Annotated in this window: 14 protein-coding genes; 3 read left to right on the forward strand and 11 right to left on the reverse strand. The window is 50.3% G+C overall.

The features are described from left to right. The first annotated feature begins 29 nt into the window (after positions 1-29). Positions 30-566 (forward strand): dihydrofolate reductase family protein, encoded by a 537-nt coding sequence (locus ACKTSG_RS06205; protein WP_407893006.1) that lies wholly within the window; start codon positions 30-32, stop codon positions 564-566. 102 nt (positions 567-668) lie between these two features. On the opposite strand, the gene ACKTSG_RS06210 is transcribed toward ACKTSG_RS06205, so the two are convergent. The 6 genes from ACKTSG_RS06210 to ACKTSG_RS06235 all read right to left on the reverse strand — a co-directional run bounded on the left by ACKTSG_RS06210 (position 669) and on the right by ACKTSG_RS06235 (position 10,254). Continuing rightward, positions 669-3,092 carry a hypothetical protein gene (locus ACKTSG_RS06210; RefSeq protein WP_407893008.1) on the reverse strand — a complete coding sequence of 808 codons (2,424 nt, stop codon included), beginning with the start codon at positions 3,090-3,092 and terminating at the stop codon, positions 669-671. 113 nt (positions 3,093-3,205) lie between these two features. Beyond that, positions 3,206-4,183, reverse strand: coding sequence for a helix-turn-helix transcriptional regulator (locus tag ACKTSG_RS06215; RefSeq protein ID WP_407893010.1), 978 nt, complete (start codon positions 4,181-4,183; stop codon positions 3,206-3,208). 84 nt (positions 4,184-4,267) lie between these two features. Then, the gene (locus ACKTSG_RS06220) at positions 4,268-5,581 is read right to left on the reverse strand and encodes an NCS2 family permease (RefSeq protein WP_407893012.1); all 1,314 of its coding nucleotides are present in this window, start codon (positions 5,579-5,581) and stop codon (positions 4,268-4,270) included. A gap of 194 nt (positions 5,582-5,775) precedes the next feature. Further along, entirely contained in the window at positions 5,776-6,990 is a 1,215-nt protein-coding gene (locus ACKTSG_RS06225) for an MFS transporter (RefSeq protein ID WP_407893014.1), read from the reverse strand. A 448-nt stretch (positions 6,991-7,438) separates the two neighbouring features. Further along, positions 7,439-8,569: an SAV1803-related protein gene (locus ACKTSG_RS06230; RefSeq protein WP_407893016.1), complete on the reverse strand. Its 1,131-nt coding sequence runs from the start codon at positions 8,567-8,569 to the stop codon at positions 7,439-7,441. A 542-nt stretch (positions 8,570-9,111) separates the two neighbouring features. Beyond that, on the reverse strand, positions 9,112-10,254 hold the full coding sequence (locus ACKTSG_RS06235; RefSeq protein ID WP_407893018.1) for an LCP family protein: 1,143 nt from the start codon (positions 10,252-10,254) through the stop codon (positions 9,112-9,114). Between the two features lie 132 nt (positions 10,255-10,386). On the opposite strand from ACKTSG_RS06235, the gene pepF reads away from it, so the two are divergent. Together pepF and ACKTSG_RS06245 are read left to right on the forward strand one after the other, a co-directional pair. Continuing rightward, a complete protein-coding gene (pepF, locus tag ACKTSG_RS06240; RefSeq protein WP_407893020.1) occupies positions 10,387-12,186 on the forward strand; it encodes an oligoendopeptidase F in 1,800 nt (599 codons plus the stop codon). Positions 12,187-12,191: 5 nt separating this feature from the next. After that, positions 12,192-13,064 (forward strand): NAD(P)-dependent oxidoreductase, encoded by an 873-nt coding sequence (locus ACKTSG_RS06245; RefSeq protein WP_407893022.1) that lies wholly within the window; start codon positions 12,192-12,194, stop codon positions 13,062-13,064. 80 nt (positions 13,065-13,144) lie between these two features. On the opposite strand, the gene ACKTSG_RS06250 is transcribed toward ACKTSG_RS06245, so the two are convergent. From ACKTSG_RS06250 to ACKTSG_RS06270, 5 genes are all read right to left on the reverse strand, one after another. Further along, the gene (locus ACKTSG_RS06250) at positions 13,145-13,939 is read right to left on the reverse strand and encodes a metal ABC transporter permease (RefSeq protein WP_407893024.1); all 795 of its coding nucleotides are present in this window, start codon (positions 13,937-13,939) and stop codon (positions 13,145-13,147) included. Beyond that, positions 13,939-14,637, reverse strand: coding sequence for a metal ABC transporter ATP-binding protein (locus tag ACKTSG_RS06255; RefSeq protein ID WP_407893026.1), 699 nt, complete (start codon positions 14,635-14,637; stop codon positions 13,939-13,941). Before ACKTSG_RS06255 ends, ACKTSG_RS06250 begins: the two co-directional genes overlap by 1 nt. Before the next feature lie 110 nt (positions 14,638-14,747). Next, positions 14,748-15,971 (reverse strand): hypothetical protein, encoded by a 1,224-nt coding sequence (locus ACKTSG_RS06260; RefSeq protein WP_407893028.1) that lies wholly within the window; start codon positions 15,969-15,971, stop codon positions 14,748-14,750. Between the two features lie 74 nt (positions 15,972-16,045). Beyond that, positions 16,046-16,387, reverse strand: coding sequence for a hypothetical protein (locus ACKTSG_RS06265; protein WP_407893030.1), 342 nt, complete (start codon positions 16,385-16,387; stop codon positions 16,046-16,048). Between the two features lie 64 nt (positions 16,388-16,451). After that, the gene (locus ACKTSG_RS06270; protein ID WP_407893031.1) at positions 16,452-17,927 is read right to left on the reverse strand and encodes a gluconokinase; all 1,476 of its coding nucleotides are present in this window, start codon (positions 17,925-17,927) and stop codon (positions 16,452-16,454) included. Between the last annotated feature and the right edge of the window lie 5 nt (positions 17,928-17,932).

The raw sequence follows: 17,932 nt of genomic DNA on the forward strand, positions 1-17,932 counted from the left end.
AACACATCAAAGATAACGAGGTGGGCATTATGGCACGAAAAGTGATTCTTTATTTGGCACAGAGTCTAGATGGCTTTATCGCTGAGTCTGACGGAAGCACCGCTTGGCTTGGCGCCTTGGGCTCAAGCGCCGCAGATGACGCATACCAGCGCTTCTACGCCGGCATCGATTGCGTTTTAATGGGCCGCAAAACCTACCAACGCGCGCTGCGTTTAGCTGGCAGCTACCCTTATAGTGACAAAGAAAGTTATGTCTTCTCCACGACTTTACATGACACTGACGATCCCACCACGGTGGTCGCCGGCAACATCCCCGAATTTGTGCGCAAACTCAAAGCACAAAAAGGCAAAGACATTTGGCTAGTCGGCGGGGCGGATATTTTCACCGAACTGCTTCAAGCAAACTTAGTCGACGAACTGATCATCACTGTTGCCCCAGTATTGTTAGGCGACGGGATCTCACTGGTCGCCAGTGGTATTCAAAACGTCAACTTGCAGTTATCCAAAGTGGAAAAACTCGACCAGTTGACGGCCTTACATTATGATGTGTGCGGGTCAAAAGCGTAATTGACCCCAGCATGACAAAAACGCGTTGGCGAACTGCCAGCGCGTTTTTTGGCGTGAATCGAAAAAAAGCTTAAGGCCGCGGCCTTAAGCTTCATTGTGACATTATGCACGTTTCTTCAAGTTGTAAGCGCCAAAACCAAACAAGGCCAATAATGCTGCCCCGGCTAAGCCGATCACGCCACTTTGTGAACTTTCACCAGCTTGAGGCATTTTGTTTGCTTGCGTGGTGCCAGCTTGGCTAGCACCTTGCTTGGCCCCAGCCGATAACTTGGCCAAGTGCTTGGCTTTAGCCGCTGCTTTTGCCTGGTTGGCCAAAGCGGCAACTTGGGCTTGGTGTTGCTTAACTGCAGCCAGCTGTTGTTGGGCGGCTTTCAGTTGTGCTTGCGCTTGTGCCAGCTTGGTCGCAGCGATCTGAGCTGGGGCAAAGGATTCATTATATGCCAAAGTAGCATCATCAACAGCGCGTTTAGCGGCTTCAAGCGCGGCTTGGGCTGCTTCAACATTGGCATCAGCATTTTGCAAAGCATCTAAGCGCTGTTGGGCTTTAGCCACCGCATCTTGGGCCGTTTTAAGTTGTTGTTGGGCCTGCGTCGCTGCCGTTTGCTTTTCAGTCAAGGTGGCATATGTGGCATCCACTTCAGACTTGAATTGCGCCGCAGTTTGTTGGGCCTCAGCTAAAGTTGCTTGCGCATCAGCCAACGTCTTTTTAGCTTGCGTCAATGCGGGGGTATCGTGTGCTGCTTGCGCTTGCGCGGCGTCCAACGCGTCTTGGGCTTGCTTGAGGGTCGCTTGGCTTGCCGCCAGTTTATCGGTAGCCTTAGTCTTAGCAGCCTCGGCTTTGCTTTGCGCCGCTTGTGCCGCAGTCAACGCTTCTTGAGCATCATGCAAAGTGCCTAGTTGTGTTGCCAATCCTGCCGCTGCCTTAAGATCAGTCGGATGGCCAATCGGCGCTGGCGTGGTGGTATGGTTGAAGTAAGCTACAGACTTGGACACATCGGTCATATCTTGCATAACGAACTTCAGTTTGCCGTCCTCATCGACAGTTACCCCTAAATAGTTATAGGTCTGTGGCGTGTCGCGCGTCGCTGTACCATGGGCATCATATTCGCTCAATAACATGCTGCTTAAAATATCACTATACCCATTGTAGAAACTTTCATCTTCATCCCAAACGGGACCATTTGCGATCACATCAGTGTATTGTGTTTTATAATCTGTCCCACTAAACCGCGCACCTATATAGGCGATAACCCCAGCCTTCAAGATTGCCATGTTCGTGGAGCGATCCTGGCTAATATCCCAGCCAAAATAAGGGGCAAGATTTGTCATTTTCCCGACGCCCATAGGCTCACCTGCAGAGTCATAAGTGGGCAGTCCTGCCGCTTTGGCAACAGAAACTGAAAAATCTGACTCGATTTCATAGACTGAAGGGTTCCCTGTTTGCTCATAAACTACGCTACCATCATTGGCAAGCATTTGTGCTGCGATCACCGAGCCATCTGTTACTTGGACAGGTTTGAGACCCAGCTGTTGGCGAATGTCATTCAAGACGGATGCGGTAAATTCAGACAACTCCCGAACTTGTGTCTGGGTCAATTTCGTCATATCTGGAATTTCTTCGGCGATGTCGGCTTCAGTTGGAATATACCCAAGCATCGTCACTTGTTTCTTGAGCTTGGCCAAGGCATCATTGGCGTAAATGGCATTCATTTGTGCGTTGGTCAGCCCTTGACCATCCTGATTATAGTTAGCCCCCGGATCATCTTCAAACATTGCCTCAAAGTACCCATCTGGCATGGCTAGCCCACCAGTACCTTGTTCGTTCTTCACGGCAGCCATCGTGGCATCCACAGCACTTTGCGCTTCGGTCACGGCTTGTTGCGCAGTGGTGGTTTTCGTGCTGGCGGCAGCGGCATCAGCAGTCGCTTGGTCGCTGGCTTTGGTATCCGTGTCCACCGTCTTTTGGGCGTCTGCCACGGCTTTTTGCGCTTTTTGGGTAGAAGCAGGACTTTGGGCGACGACTTGCTTTTGCGCGTCATCAACGGCACTTTGGTCTTTGGTCACGGCAGCATCGGCAGCTTTTTGATCAGCGGTCGCTTGATCAGCGGCTTTTTGCGCGTCGGTAACAGCGCGTTGGGCTTGATCTGCGGACTGTTGGGCTGTGGTTTGCGTCGCTTTAGCGTCGTCGACTGCGGTTTTGGCTTGGGCGATCGCCTCAGGGGTGGCTTCGGCTTTGGTTTCAGTCGCTTGATCGACGGCGGCTTGCGCTTGGGTGACATTTTGTTGCGCGGTATTTTGCGCCGTGATCGCCGCTTGCTTAGCTTGTTGCGTCTTATCCGCTTCCGCCTTGGCGCTATCCACCTTGGTTTGGGCGGCTTTCACATTTTGCGTCGCGGTAGTCATCGGATCCGCGGCTTTAGTCGTTGTCGCAGTCGTCGCCGCGGAAACTTGATTTGAGGTCGTGGTGGCCCCAACGCCGGCAATTGCTGCTGCAGTGGCTAAAGTGATCAATGGTGTTTTCTTCATATGAGTACCTCCAAAGTGTTTGCTTTGCAATTCACAAACAGCTTAGCAAATACCGATGACATATTATGTCGTTCACTCTTTCTGGCGCAAAAAAAATTGCCGTTTCCGACAATTTATTCAGCCTGATAGCGATCAAGGGCGGCTTGATGCTTTTGTTGGATCAACTTGACCAACGACGGCGGGTCTAAGACTTTAACGCCTGGGCCTTGACTCATCAACCACATCACTGCGCCGGTTAAATATGCATGGGCTTGGATCACCACGGTACCATTGGGATTGCGGCGAATGATCTTGGCGTCAGGGAATTTATCCAAAGCCGTTGGGGGGTATTCGCTGTATTCAAACGTAAACGATGCGAATTCCCCAGAACTCAGCAAATAAGTGCGGTGTCGATGATCTTGCAAGGAAAACCGCTTCGCATAGTCCAGATTCATCCCTGGTTCTGCTTTGACAATGGCTTCGATGCGGTCTAAGCGATACAACCAAAAATGTCCAGTTTGCGGGACATACATCGCCACATACCAATAATGTTCTTCAAAAAATACCGCCACGGGTTGCGCTTGTTTGATCGTTGTTTGCGCATCTAGGCGCGGCGAATCCACTAAATGCGCCGTGGCGTGACTATTTTGAGAGGGATGATAGTTAAACGTCAGTAACAATGACTTGGCGATGGCCTTTTCGATCACCGGCAACAATGACAAAATCGGCTTGGCTTCAGTCATCGGTAAATAATCGGCGCGCGCTAAGCGTAATTGCTTTTCCGCAACTTCTTGCTCTTGGGTGCCTAATTGCCCCAACAACCAAGTCACACAAGCATTGAGCTCTTGAGGCGCTAAGCCACGGCTGGCTAACAAAATATGCGCGATCGCGGTGACCATATCGCGGCGATCACCATCGATCGAGGTCAATTTCCAGCCGCCAGTGACTTCTTGCAAGTCAAAGCGCGCCCCTAACGCGTCTTTGATCACCGCCAGATCGCGTTGTAAAGTGCGCTTGCCGATACCATATTCTTCGCAGATCACCGCCGCATCCAAGGTTTCGCCATTGATCAAGTCGGCTAATAATTTCGTCACTCGGGCATTGCTGTTCATTTCCCTCACCCCTTTTGAAGAATAGTGTAATCAAGTGCAAAACAAAAAGCCAGACCGCAATGATCTGACTTTCAAAAATTGCACTTACCCGACGTTTAAGATCCACATGAACCCGATGAAGACAAAGAACAAACCGTACATGATCGGGCTGACTTCTTTGCCACGCTTGGCGGCGATCATGGTGATCGGATACATGATGAAGCCTAACGCGATCCCATCAGAAATGCTGTAAGTCAACGGCATCCCTAACATGATCAAGAAGCTCGGAATGGCAATGGCCAAGTCGTTCCACTTGATGTTACGCAAGTTTTGCGCCATCAACACCCCAACAATGATCAAAGCAGGTGCGGTGACTTGCGTGGTGACCACTGCCAGCAGTGGTGAGAAGAACAAGCCTAGCAGGAAAAATACCCCAGTGGTCACTGCCGTTAACCCAGAACGGCCACCAACAGCGATGCCGGCACTGGATTCAACAAACGCGCCAACTGGAGACGTCCCTAGTAGCGACCCTGCCAACATGGCAGTCGAATCAGATGCCAACGCTTTGCCGACGCGAGGCATTTTGTTGTCTTTCATGAAACCCGCTTGTGTGGCCAAGCCGACCAACGTCCCAGCAGTATCAAAAAACGTGACCAACAAGAAGGTCAACACGACCACCCACATTTGCACCGTGTTGATGTCGCCAACATGCTTCAACGCCACTAAGAAAGTCGGTTTCAACGAAGGCGCCGCCGACACAATGGCACTCGGCGCATGGATCAAGCCGGTGCCTAAGCCTAAGATCGTGGTCAACACCATCCCGATGAAAATACCACCAGGCACGCGCCGCACCATTAAAATAGCCGTCACGATCAACCCGAAAACCGTCAACCAAGTGGTCCCAGTTGAAAATGAGCCTAACCCGACCAAGGTAGATTTGTTCGCGACGATCAAGCCGCCATCTTGTAACCCTAAAAAGGCGATAAACAACCCGATCCCACCAGAAATGGCATATTTCAAGTCAGCAGGGATCGCATCGATGATCATTTCGCGTAATTTGAAAATGGTGATCACAATAAAGATCAAACTGGCAACAAACACGCCGGCTAAAGCGGTTTGCCAAGGAATTTTCATCCCGATACAAACCGAATAAGCAAAGAATGCATTGATCCCTAAAGCTGGGGCGGTGGCGATCGGATACTTCGCCAAGATCCCCATTAACATGCACCCCAATGCCGATGCCAAGGCAGTCGCAGTGAACACGGCGCCTTTATCCATCCCAGAAGCCCCCAGTACGGATGGATTAACGAATAAAATATAGGCCATAGAAATAAACGTGGTGAACCCTGCCAAAATTTCGCGGCGAACGGTCGTGTTTAATTCCTTGATTTGGAAATAGGCCAGTAACTTCTTTTGCATGAACTATGCCTCCAGATTCTCAGCGCCAGATCATTCCGAACGCTGGCAGAAAAAAACGAACTTTGTTTCTGAAACAACGGGTATTATCATACATTAATTAACAAAATTGGTAAAGGGTAAATGTTTCACCACTAAATTCCGAACATTATCGTCAAACCAGCGCATAAAAAAAGCATCAGTCAAGCGACTGACACTTACGCCTGGACCCCGCGCGCAGATCTGGCCACTAACGCGATCCCACCGGCGCCTAGCACCAACATCAACGCCGCCATCCCACTGTTGCCTAGCAGTGGCGACACGCTGACGCTGACGCCGGAAAGCGTCGATGCCAACGGATTGACTGCCGCCCAGCCGCCAGAATAGGCGCCGATTTTTTGTTCATCCATTAATGCCGCGCGCAAGGTTTGCGAAGACGGCACGGCGATCATTTCCCCAACGGTCAAGATCACCGCCGCCAGTGCCAATGGCCAGAAGTTATTCACTTCAAAACTCAGCGCAAAGCCGACTGTTTGCAAACCGACCCCCACAGCAAAGGCCACACCTAACGCCCATTTGGCCGTTAAGCGGGTGAACAGCGCCATTAAAATAATGATCATCACCGTGTTGATGATCGTCACCACTGACAACATCCGCTGCCCATACAGCGCGATCCCAAATAAATGCGTGGCATTGAAGTCGCGGCCTAAATGCACCGCCAAATAAAAGTTCGGCTGGTTGGTCACAATGCTGGCCAGTAGCGAACCGGCTAAAAACAGCACATAGCGCTTATCGGCAAACACTTGCCCATAAGCTTTGACCGCTTGCCAGACTGAACCAGACACTGCTCGTTGGCTTTGAAATGTTTCACGCATGCCGAAGTTGATGATATTGATGTTGATCACCGCGATCACTGCCATGGCCAGCAATAATTCGAATAAATAGTCCCGGAAGAACCACCCGCCGATCGCCGCGCCAAGCATGACGGAAATATTGATCACCCAATACAACATCGCATACACGAAGCGCCGGTTTTGCGGCGTGGACACGTCGATCATCATGGCTTGTTCTGCTGGGTCAGATAGCGACCCACCGACACGCGCTAATAAGAAGCCGACAAACGCCAACACTGGATTGGTCATTAATGGCGAGTTCACCAAAGCCGCGATCAAATAGCCGATGATCAACAAGATACTGCCGGCTAACATGATCGGCTTGCGCCCATGCACGTCGGATAAATGTCCCCCATATAACCCCGCGATGAAGCTGGCGATCGATACCACGATCAATAAAATGCCTGCCGTGGCGGCGCCAAAGTAATGTGAATAGTAGATCGTCATGTTCGGCAAGACCGCCGCATTCAGTAATGCGGTCAAAAAAACTGTCAGTGTCCGCAGTTTTAAGTTTCGATCCAATGCCATAAATTCTTGCACGTGCCCCAGCCTCCAAAAAATACTTACCGCCAAGTATAGCGCAATCTTTGACTGGGCGCTCAAGTGGTTCTGCCCGTGCAGCACGGAAATCGGTGGGCTGCGGGGAATTGGCGCCACTGCGGAAAACTGGCCAAGTTGCCGTGCGGCCGGCTTCAGCTCTCGAACACAACCCGTTCGAGGAGCTTACGCCTAAATTCTGAACCAGCAAAAAGCGCTGTTTCAAAATTTGCCGGTGAAATCCGCGGATACCGCCAAAAACAGGCGTCATCCTTGATTTCACTGCCACAGGCAATTGGCCAGTTTTCCTTCGTTCTGCCAATCCCCCTCCGCCCACAACTTTTCTGGTTCAGCCGTCATTCATCGAACAGTAAAACTCACACTAGTAGGCATTGCGTACTAGTCTGACGCAAGATCAAAACACCATGCTGGAACAATCGCAACATGGTTATTAATTCAACAATAGCTGAGCTAATTCAGCAAGTAGCTTGTCGCGCGTGCGGTTAACTCTGGACAACTTAAAATCCTCGAATTTTGGATAAATATCGGACGACTTTCGAGAATAAATTTGCCATAGAATCGCATCTCGTGATGTGGAGCTGTCAATTTCAAACTTAGCAAGCACATCAAGCACGTCAATCTCGTGATGGATTGCGTTCTTATTTGCTTCTTGTCGTTCTCTATCAATCGCACTCTGTATTCGCTGCTTCTTGGCGGCTTCCTTTTGTCTTACGAGTTCAAGTCTAGCATCGTAATTGAAATACTTAGCGAACCTTTTTTGAAATATCTCTTCAAATTTATCATCAGTGATTTCTCCACAAGTAGTATCACAATAGTTCGCCATAGCATCAACCGCCTTGCTCAGCTTAGGATTAGACCGCTTCCCGTTCAAGATAACCCAAGGCTGAAAGTAACTTAACGGGATCTGATCGAGACGATTGGTCACTCGATCAAACCACAACTTCTTCGTGTCTGGCTTGTCTTGCTTTACAGTGTTTGCATTCAAAAGTTCAAATGCCTCAAATTCTTCTAATGCATCTCCAACAAGGTTCTCTTTCAGTAAGTCAATCAATTGTTGTGTTTCATTTGCAGTCATAAATGCACGCTGATAGGCTGTTTGCATCCACTTGGGCTTAGGGAGATTTCCTTGAATGTACCAATCCTTAACCATTGGCAGGAGAAATCCGGCGTAGCCGCCTATTCCAAATACACCATCAGTTTCGTGAACAATTATCGCGTGTAGGATTAGATGTTCGAAAATATCGCAATACACCAGCCCGCTTTTCTTCTGAAGTTCAAACGGGTACTCGAAGTACTTTATGAAGATGGAGCCAGCAAGGTTTATGTTCTCAATTTCGGCGATATGATGAGCGTAAAGCCCCTCGCCGCCACGCGAATACTTTCCTTTGGCAGGTGCCTTAATCTCACCATTTAAAAATCGTTGATATGACACTTCACGAAAGTAATCATCCTTAGCAGGTCCATACTTGTTAAGCAAGAACTGAACCGCATCCTCATATGCCAACTGAGAGAGAGTTATATATCCTTGGAGTTTTTTCGATTGTGGTTGCGATTTAGTCATGTCATTACCTCCACCCATATTCAGCTTGATTATATCAGATGGACTCGATATTGAAACCGTTTTCCATCGCAGAAATTGCGTGTCTTTTGTCGTGATAGGTAATCGTTATGGCAATCCCCCTTCGCCCACAGATTTTCTTGACGATGCTCGTGCATTGCCGAATCAAATCGTGTTGACCACCACATGAATGGTGCTATCGAACGTTGTCTGACCTGAGATAGTTAGCCGGCTAACTATCTGATTCAATCATCCAAGCGATCTTCATGCATCAATGCTCATGTTGGACAGGTACATCGCGGCGGGCGTTTGTATTTGGGACGGAGGCTGGGCGGGGTGGCCATAGTGAGAACGCTGTTGGCGATTTATCGCCTATAGCGTTCCGCAAGTCGAGATCCAGCGGGTGGCGAGCAACGCGAGACATCCCGGTTAGCTCGGCTGAGGACCCTCACTATGGCCACCCCGGCCAGCCGGAGTCCCAAAGGCAAACGCCCACCGCCTCCACCGCACAAAAAAATCGAGCCCGAAGACTCGATTTCAAGAACTTAGTAGCCATTGCCGCCAGTAGTGGTGACCACAGTGCCATCATCATTGTAAGTGCTGGTGGCAGCGGCAGTCCCATTATCTGAATACAAGGTGTAAACCGGATTGAAACCATCATTCCAGTTAAAGCCATTGGCCGTGTTGTAAGCATTTTGTTTGGTGTTGTAATTATCCAGTGTGGCTTTTTCAAGACCCATCGAGGTGCGGATCTCATCAGAAACTTTCTGCAATTCTTCCGTCGTTGGCACTTGATAAGACGAGCCGTTGATATAAACGCCTAAGCCTTGCAACGTGGATTGGGAAACGTTTTTGATGCAATCGCGGTACTTTTCGCCGATCGCGACCATATCACTGAACTTCAAGCTGGTGCGCATGGAACTCGACAAGCTGTCCATCAACGTGGAATAATTACTTAAGGACTTGGTCGATAACGCCTTGGTCACGATTTGGGTGATCACTTCGCGTTGGCGCTTTTGGCGGCCATAGTCACCTTGCGGATCTTCATGACGCATCCGCGCGTAAGCCAACGCATGGGCCCCGTCTAGATGCATTTTGCCTTTGGTGAAGGTGTAGCCACCTGCAGACGCGTCTGTCCAAGTGAAGGCCACGTTGACGTCGACGCCGCCAACCGCATTGACGATTTTCTCCAAGCCGGCCATGTTCACGGTGACATAGTAGTTGATGGGAATGTTCAACAACTTCTCAACGGTTTTCATGGCCGCTTCGTTGCCATTGGCGTTATACGCGGCGTTGATTTTTTGTGCCGCGGCGCCGTTGCCATCAACGATCTCTGCTAAGGTGTCACGCGGGATCGAGGTCATGGTCGTTTTCTTAGTTTTCGGGTTGATGGTCACGACGATCATCGTATCAGAATTACCTTTGTATTCCCGACCGAATTCGCCAGTATCCGTCCCCATTAACAAAATGCTGATGGGTTTGTCGCCGGTGACGTCTGATTTAACGGCCACTTTGGTTGAAACAGGATCGTAGGTTTTGTCCACTGCGGTTTTGGTTTGACTGTAAATGCGAACGGCATATCCAGCCGCTAACATCACTAAGGTCAACAAGATCATCGCAATGTAGTGACCGATGCTGCGGCGAGAATTCTGATGCTTGCGCGAACGCCGGTGGTTTTCTTCTTCCATATGTTAACTCCTATTGTTTACACTCATCTCACAATAGTTTACTCGCAAAGCGTAACGAACGCACGCGATTTGCTCAAAATCATACGTGTTATAATAATGTTAATGAAAAGTTGAGAAACGGAAGTGATTTTGATGTCTATGTTACCGAATCGTAATAATGTACCCACTGAATTAACCTGGGATCTGACCACCATTTTCAAAAGCGACGCCGATTGGCAAAATGCTTTTGACCAAGCCGCCAATGCCGGCGCGCAGGCGGCGAAGTGGCAAGGCCGCTTAGGGGCCTCGGCGCAAAACTTAGCTGATGGGTTGGCAGCGATCCTCCAAGCCTATCGTCAAATCGAGAAAGTATACGTTTACGCCAGCTTAAAAAGTGATCAAGATACTGCCAATGCCACTTACTCGGGCTTCAGCGCCCAAGCCCAAAGTTTATGGACGCAGATCTCCGCGCAAACCGCTTTTATGCAACCAGAAATCTTGGCCATCGCCCCCAAAACCTTGACCCAGTGGCTACAAACGCCAGAACTGCAGTTGTACCAACAGTTCATCAATACCATGGTCGCCCAGCGCGAGCATGTATTGTCGGCAGATCAAGAAGCGCTGATCGCCGCGGCTGGCGATGCGTTAAATGCCTCTAGTGCGACTTTTAACGTGTTGAACAATGCCGACTTGCAATTTGGGGAAATTCTCGATGAACAAGGTAATGCGGTGCAATTGTCGCATGGCACCTATGGCGAATTGATCAAAAGCACCAAGCGCTCTGTACGCCAAGCGGCTTTTGAATCGCTATATGCCACTTATGGGAAGTTTCAACACACTTTTGCGCAAACTTTAGCCGGCGAGATCAAAAAGCACACCTTTGACGCCAAAGTCCACCATTATGCCAGCGCCCGCGCCCAAGCCATGGCTGACAATCAGATCCCAGAAACCGTTTATGACACCTTAGTCGCCACCGTCAACGCCCACTTGCCAAGCTTGCAGCGCTATTTGGCCTTTCGCCAAGCACTTTTAGGCTTAGATGAGCTGCACATGTATGATCTGTACACGCCGCTAAACGGCAAACCGCCAGTCAGCTACACCATCGACGAAGCCAAAGCCGTGGCGTTAAAAGCTTTGGCGCCTTTAGGGGAAGACTATCTCAGCCATGTGCAAGCTATTTTTGATCACCGCATGATCGATGTGGTGGAAAATCAAAACAAACGCTCAGGCGCATATTCTGGCGGTAGCTATGATACCGATCCATTTATTTTGCTGAACTGGCAAGATTCCATTGATGCGCTGTTTACCTTAGTCCATGAAACCGGCCACTCCGTCCATTCTTGGTACACGCGCCACAATCAGCCTTATGTTTACGGCGATTATTCGATTTTCGTCGCGGAGATCGCGTCGACCACCAACGAGAACCTGCTGACGGATTACTTGTTGCGTACCCAAAAAGACCCAGCTGTCCAAGCTTATGTGTTGAATTATTATCTGGACGGGTTCAAAGGCACGGTGTATCGCCAAACCCAATTTGCTGAATTTGAACATTGGCTCCATCAACAAGACCAAGCTGGACAAGCGCTGACAGCAGAAGCGTTGAATCAACAATATGCCAAACTCAACGCGCATTATTATCAAGGCGTGGTGCAAGATCCGCAGATCGCCTTAGAATGGACGCGCATCCCGCATTTTTACTACGATTATTATGTGTATCAATACGCCACTGGCTTTGCGGCGGCCTCAACGTTAGCTGCTGGCATCAGCGCCCATCAGCCTCATGCCGTTGACCACTATTTGAACTACCTCAAGTCTGGTAGCAGTCAAACCCCACTGGATACCATGAAAGCCGCTGGCGTGGACATGACCAAACCTGATTACTTGGAATCGGCATTTGCGGTGTTTGATCAACGTTTGGCGCAGCTCACCGCGTTGCTTGATCAGAAAGGATGACTGGGATGAAACAAACGATCGGCTTTATCGGCACCGGCGTCATGGGCACTGGGATCATCGGTAATCTGTTGCAAGCAAATTTTTCAGTCACCGTGTATAACCGCACCAAAGCCCACGCCCAAAAGGTGTTGGATCTTGGCGCGACTTGGGCAGACACTCCCCAAGCGGTCGCAAAAAATACAGATGTGGTTTTTTCGATGGTGGGCTTTCCTCAAGACGTCGAAACCATTTATTTTGGTGACGACGGGATCTTAAGTGGCGTCCATGCTGGGCAAACCATTGTGGATATGACCACCAGCACCCCAAGTTTGGCAGTGAAGATCCATGCTGCCGCAGAAAAACTTGGCGTTGCCGCGTTAGATGCGCCAGTATCTGGCGGCGATATCGGCGCCAAAAATGGCACCTTGACCGTGATGATCGGCGGTGCCCGCGACGCTTTTGAGCACTTGCGGCCGATTTTTGACGCGTTCAGCCAGTCGCTGAATTATTTCGGCACCGCTGGCATGGGCCAACATGCCAAAATGGCCAACCAGATCATGATCGCCGGCACCATGACAGGCTTGACGGAAATGCTAGTTTACGCCAAAGCGGCAGGATTGGATCTCAAGCAAGTGCTCGCCACAGTTGGCGGCGGCGCTGGCGCCAACTGGAGCATGCAAAATTACGGGCCACGCATCCTAGCTGGGGATTACACGCCAGGCTTTTTCATTAAGCATTTCGTCAAAGACTTGCGTATCGCCTTACAAGAAGCCGACCAAATGGGCTTAGACTTGCCGGCAACGAAGCAAGCCGAACAACTTTACCAAGCCTTAGTCGATGCTGGCTCAGGCGATCTGGGCACCCAAGGCTTGATCACCAGCTATCCTAGCTGGCAGTAGCCCCTGCGCTAGACATAAAACAAATGCCCCTGCCTCACGGTTTGATCAAACCGTGAGGCAGGGGCATTGTTATGATGGCTTTAATCTAAACGCCAGCGATGGATCGCCAAGGCGATAAAGTAAAAGGCAAATTCGATCGCGGCAATGAAGAAGGTCACTGGCCAATTGGTGTAATAGCCTAATGCCAGTCCCGCCCAAACGCCGATCAACGCCGCTGCCACTGAAATCAATAGCATTTGCGGCAGCGTTTTGCCAAGATATTTGGCGACACTTGGTGGTAGCGTCAATAAAATAAACACCAACAAGCTACCGACGATCTGCGCGCCGATGGATACCGACACAGCTAAGATCAACAAGAAATAGATCGAGATCAAGTTGCGCCGCACGCCTTGGGCAATGGCGCCAGTGGCATCAAATGAATCATAGGCCAAGCGGCGATACCCGATACCCATGGTGACCAACACCGCCAAAGCCAAGATCAACAACTGCCACACATCCCCGCGAGAGATCCCAATGATACTCCCAAATAAGATCGTGGTGGCATAACTGGCAGACGCGCTGGATAACGACAAAAACAAGATCCCTAAACCGACAAATAAACTGGACACCGCTGAAATCGAGGCTTCTCGCCGGGATTGTTGCACAGACAACTTGCCCACGGTGATCGAGGAAATAATGGTGAACAATAACATCCCATCCAGCGGTCGAATACCCATAAATACCGCAAAAGCGGCACCGGCAAAGCCGACTTCAGACAAGGTATGCGCCAAAAAACTCATCCCGCGAGCGGTGACAAATACCCCGACTAACCCACAAGTGATGGCAATAAAGGTACTGGCCAGCCAAGCATTTTGCATGAAGGCGTAAGTAAACATTATTCCACCTCCTGAGCGGGTTGCAATTCTTTAGGCATCGCGGCTTCGTTCATATCATGGGTGGCGCGCATTTCATAATGGCCTGGCGTCAGCAGCAAATATTGCTGGGTGTATTCTTTGGCCAATGCCAGATCATGCGTGACAAACAACACCGTTAAGTTCAGCTTTTGGTTCAGCTCTTGCACCAGCTGCATCAATTCGACTTTGGTATTCACATCCAAGCTGGCAGTGGCTTCATCTAAAATCAGAAAGTTTGGATCCGTCAACAGCGCTTGGGCCAAATAAGCTTTTTGCTTTTCGCCACCAGAAGCGCGCCCAAGCAATTGATCTTGGCGCGCAGTTAAATGCGTTTGCGCCAAGGCAGCATCGACTTGTTGCCGCTCTTTTTTGGTGTGCCAAGGAAATGGATGGCTTAATTGATTCAGTTGCACGAAGCTTTTGATCGATAATGGGTACTCTGGGTCGATATTGCGAAATTGTGGCACATACCCCAGCTTCATCTTTGGCATGAACGTGATCGATCCACTTTGCGGGTGCAATTGCCCCATCAGCAAACGCACCAAGGTGGTTTTGCCCACCCCATTGGCGCCGATCAGGCTGGTCATCGACCCTTGTTTCAAGTTGAAGGTCAAATCTTGATAAAGTTGGCGGTCATGAAAGCCGAAGCTTAGGTGATCTACCGACAGCAAGTCAGTCATCTGAGTCTCCTTAAAAGAAAATAGTAACGATTACGAATAACAATTTTACACGAAAACTTTCACGCTGACCAGCCCTGACGCAAAAAAGTCGCCAAATTGGCGACTTTTCGCTAATACGTCAGATCTGCACCACGCGTTAAATTGGCTTTCGTGATGGCAAAAGCGGCGTCAGACTTGAAGGCCGTGACCAGTTGTGCAAGCGGCTCCGTGGAATCTCTGATCTCCGCCGTGCTCGGCGCAGCATGGCCGTTGATGGTATTCAACCCGAATTGGCTGGCAAAACTGGTGATCACGATGCCACTATTGTACATATTGAAAAACTGCACCTGATCGCCATTGCGAATGGCATAAAATAAATGCGTTTGGCCTTTGGTAGCAGATGATTCATTCATCACCATCACCGTGTCACCGCTAGTCAACACGCCGCGCTCATCTTTGACCACTTGATAGGAATAACCACCTGCTTGGGCGTATCCCCCGGCTTCGCTGGCTTCAATGCCATTTAACGCCCAATATTCCAAAAAGTACAAGCTGGCCAAGTCCGCGTCAGTCAACGACTTCACCGCACTTTCAGGCGCATACTTGGCTTCTTTCATCGCGTCGATCGGATACTGGGTGTTGGGATCACTGCGCTGCCATGACGAACTGCTCGTCGTACTTGAAGAAGCCGCAGACGAGCTGGTGGCCGCATCGGATTTGCGACTACTAGTGGCGGGCTGAAACGTTTGCGCTGGTTTCGTTGCCGCGGCAATGGTCGGCGCCGGTAGCCACCCAGCCCAACCGCCTAGCATCAACAGCACGGCCAAAGCGGCAAAACTCAACCCCAACTCGCGCCGCCATAGCAATTGCTTAGTCAACAATTTCTGCGGCGTGAAGTACAGATCGTTGGCATCATGATCGGCATTGGCCGCGCTTTGGATCTGCATTTGCCAACTGGCCACCGACAGTGCCAACAATACGGCAGTGATCACTGCCACAGCGGCAACGCTGATGGCTAAGTTGCGCATCAATAACACCACCCCAGCGTCAAATGCCTGATTGCTGAGAACGTCAGTGGTGACAGTGGTATTGAATTGAATATTCACGGCGATAAATGCTGCGATCGCCGCGACGATACTTAAACCGATCGCGCCATTGCGTTTGAGTTTTTGCCGATAGGCGTCGCGCAATAAGCCGCGTAAATAGGCTTTACGCGCGGCTTTGATCTGTGAAGGGAACATTAATTTATGGGTGGTGAGTTGCAGGTCGACCACTTGCACTTGGATATTTTGCAACATGGCCCAACACACGCCGGCAGCGAGCAATAATACCACTGCCCCGATCAAAATTATCATCGCGGTCCTCCAGTTTTGTTCCAGTTTACCAAACCAGCAGACAAAAAAACGACCTTTTCAGATCGTTTTGAGGTTTATTTAAGATCAGATAAATCGTTGGCTTTGGAGAAGTCGATATAGATCGCTTTAGGGTTATCTTTAACGATCAGGATGTAGCCGTGGCCTAAGAAATCAGACTTGTCGCCGGCATAACTCAGCGGAAATTCTTGGGCTGGAGCCAAATTGCCTTGGATCAACAAGGCATACAATTCATCATCATCGTAATCATCTGAAAAGGCGATCGCCACTGGGGCAGTCACCAGCTGGTTGGCTTTGTTCATTAAACCGATCACTTCAAACAATTGATCAGTCACTTCTGTGGGAAAAGTCGCAGCGACTTGTTCAGACACATGATGGCGCTTGGTTGCTTCGTACATGATTTACCTCTACTTACGTTTTGTTATTAACTACTTTACGCTATCCACGCAGTCAGCGCAATGCTTACGCTCGCTGAAATTTCGCCAAAGCGTGATAACTGCCAGCCAACTGCGCATTCATCTGCAACCAGATCGGCCACAAACGCTGATACACTGCGGCATCAGGCCCTGGCGTCAAAGTCTTGGTAGATCCGACCAACGCTTCAACGTCATCTAACGAATCGATCAGCCCCAGCGCTTGCATTGCCAGCACTGCCGCGCCAAACGCTGAGCTTTCAAAGCTATCTGGCAATTGGATCGGTACATGTAAAATGTCGCATAGCATTTGCTTCCACAAGTCGCTACGGGCAAAGCCACCAGTGGCATGGATCACCTTAGGCGCGCCTGCCACTGCGCTGACCATTGAAAGCACGGTTTTAAGGTTGAAACAGATCCCTTCCAGCACCGCTTTGGCCATCGTTGGCGGATCAGTTTGTGGCGTTAAGCCGATAAAACTGCCACGGGCATCGGCATCCCACAGCGGTGCGCGCTCGCCAGCCAAATAAGGGAGAAACAACAAGCCATGCGCACCAGCAGGGATCGGCGAAACTTTTTGCGAGAGACCCGCCAAGTCTCCTTCTGGCAAAAAGGTACGCTGCGCCCATTGCCATACCAGCCCGCCGTTATTCACCGGCCCGCCGACCACATAACGATCCGGCGCCAAATAATAGGTAAACAACTTACCATTGGTGGCGACTTGCGGCTTGGTGATCACGGTGCGGATCGCGGCACTAGTGCCGATGGTGAGCGCCACTGTACCAGGCTTTTGCGCCGCGACGCCAAGATTGCTCAATACCCCATCAGAAGCACCGATAAATACTGGCGTGGCTTGAGGCAAGCCTACCTCAACGCGCATATGCGTTTGGTGATACGTCGGCGCTACCAAGCGCGGCAGTTGGTTTCTGGAAACGCCAGCCAGCGCTAACGCTTGCGGGAACCAATCTTTGGTGTGCAGATCATACAACCCAGTGGCATTAGCCAACGAAGTATCTTGCACATACTCGCCAAACAAGCGCCACCACACATAATCTTTGATGCCGATCACGTGTGCCGCTTGCGCCATGACGCCAGGCATTGCGGAATTGAGCCACATCAACTTGATAAACGGACTCATCGGGTGGATCGGTACGCCAGTATGAGCCACGATCGCCTGACCTTGCAACGTGTTTTGTAATCGCGCCGCAAACTTGGCGCCGCGGGCATCAGCCCAAGTCAACACCCGAGTTAACGGTCGATTTGCCGCGTCCATCACGATCACACTATGCATTGCCGCAGAAAAGCTGATCCCACGCACGTCGCTTGGCGAGATTTGGCCAACGACTGCCCGTAAGCCGGCACACACGGCATCAAAAATGGCTTCAGGATCTTCTTCGGCCATATCCACTTGGGTTTGGATCAAGGGATATCCGTGATCCGCTGACGCCAGCGCGTGGCCTTGTTGGTCGAATGCGACCACTTTGGTACTGGTGGTGCCGATATCTACCCCGATGACGATTGCCATAACTT

Source organism: Lacticaseibacillus salsurae (assembly GCF_045862175.1).
Lineage (GTDB): Bacteria > Bacillota > Bacilli > Lactobacillales > Lactobacillaceae > Lacticaseibacillus > Lacticaseibacillus salsurae.

Bases quoted from the DNA above. Each gene is read 5' to 3' on its own strand.
- ACKTSG_RS06205 (WP_407893006.1), top strand. From the start codon at position 30: ATGGCACGAAAAGTGATTCTTTATTTGGCACAGAGTCTAGATGGCTTT.
- ACKTSG_RS06210 (WP_407893008.1), bottom strand. From the start codon at position 3,092: ATGAAGAAAACACCATTGATCACTTTAGCCACTGCAGCAGCAATTGCC.
- ACKTSG_RS06215 (WP_407893010.1), bottom strand. From the start codon at position 4,183: ATGAACAGCAATGCCCGAGTGACGAAATTATTAGCCGACTTGATCAAT.
- ACKTSG_RS06220 (WP_407893012.1), bottom strand. From the start codon at position 5,581: ATGCAAAAGAAGTTACTGGCCTATTTCCAAATCAAGGAATTAAACACG.
- ACKTSG_RS06230 (WP_407893016.1), bottom strand. From the start codon at position 8,569: ATGACTAAATCGCAACCACAATCGAAAAAACTCCAAGGATATATAACT.
- ACKTSG_RS06235 (WP_407893018.1), bottom strand. From the start codon at position 10,254: ATGGAAGAAGAAAACCACCGGCGTTCGCGCAAGCATCAGAATTCTCGC.
- pepF (WP_407893020.1), top strand. From the start codon at position 10,387: ATGTCTATGTTACCGAATCGTAATAATGTACCCACTGAATTAACCTGG.
- ACKTSG_RS06245 (WP_407893022.1), top strand. From the start codon at position 12,192: ATGAAACAAACGATCGGCTTTATCGGCACCGGCGTCATGGGCACTGGG.
- ACKTSG_RS06250 (WP_407893024.1), bottom strand. From the start codon at position 13,939: ATGTTTACTTACGCCTTCATGCAAAATGCTTGGCTGGCCAGTACCTTT.
- ACKTSG_RS06255 (WP_407893026.1), bottom strand. From the start codon at position 14,637: ATGACTGACTTGCTGTCGGTAGATCACCTAAGCTTCGGCTTTCATGAC.
- ACKTSG_RS06260 (WP_407893028.1), bottom strand. From the start codon at position 15,971: ATGATAATTTTGATCGGGGCAGTGGTATTATTGCTCGCTGCCGGCGTG.
- ACKTSG_RS06265 (WP_407893030.1), bottom strand. From the start codon at position 16,387: ATGTACGAAGCAACCAAGCGCCATCATGTGTCTGAACAAGTCGCTGCG.
- ACKTSG_RS06270 (WP_407893031.1), bottom strand. From the start codon at position 17,927: ATGGCAATCGTCATCGGGGTAGATATCGGCACCACCAGTACCAAAGTG.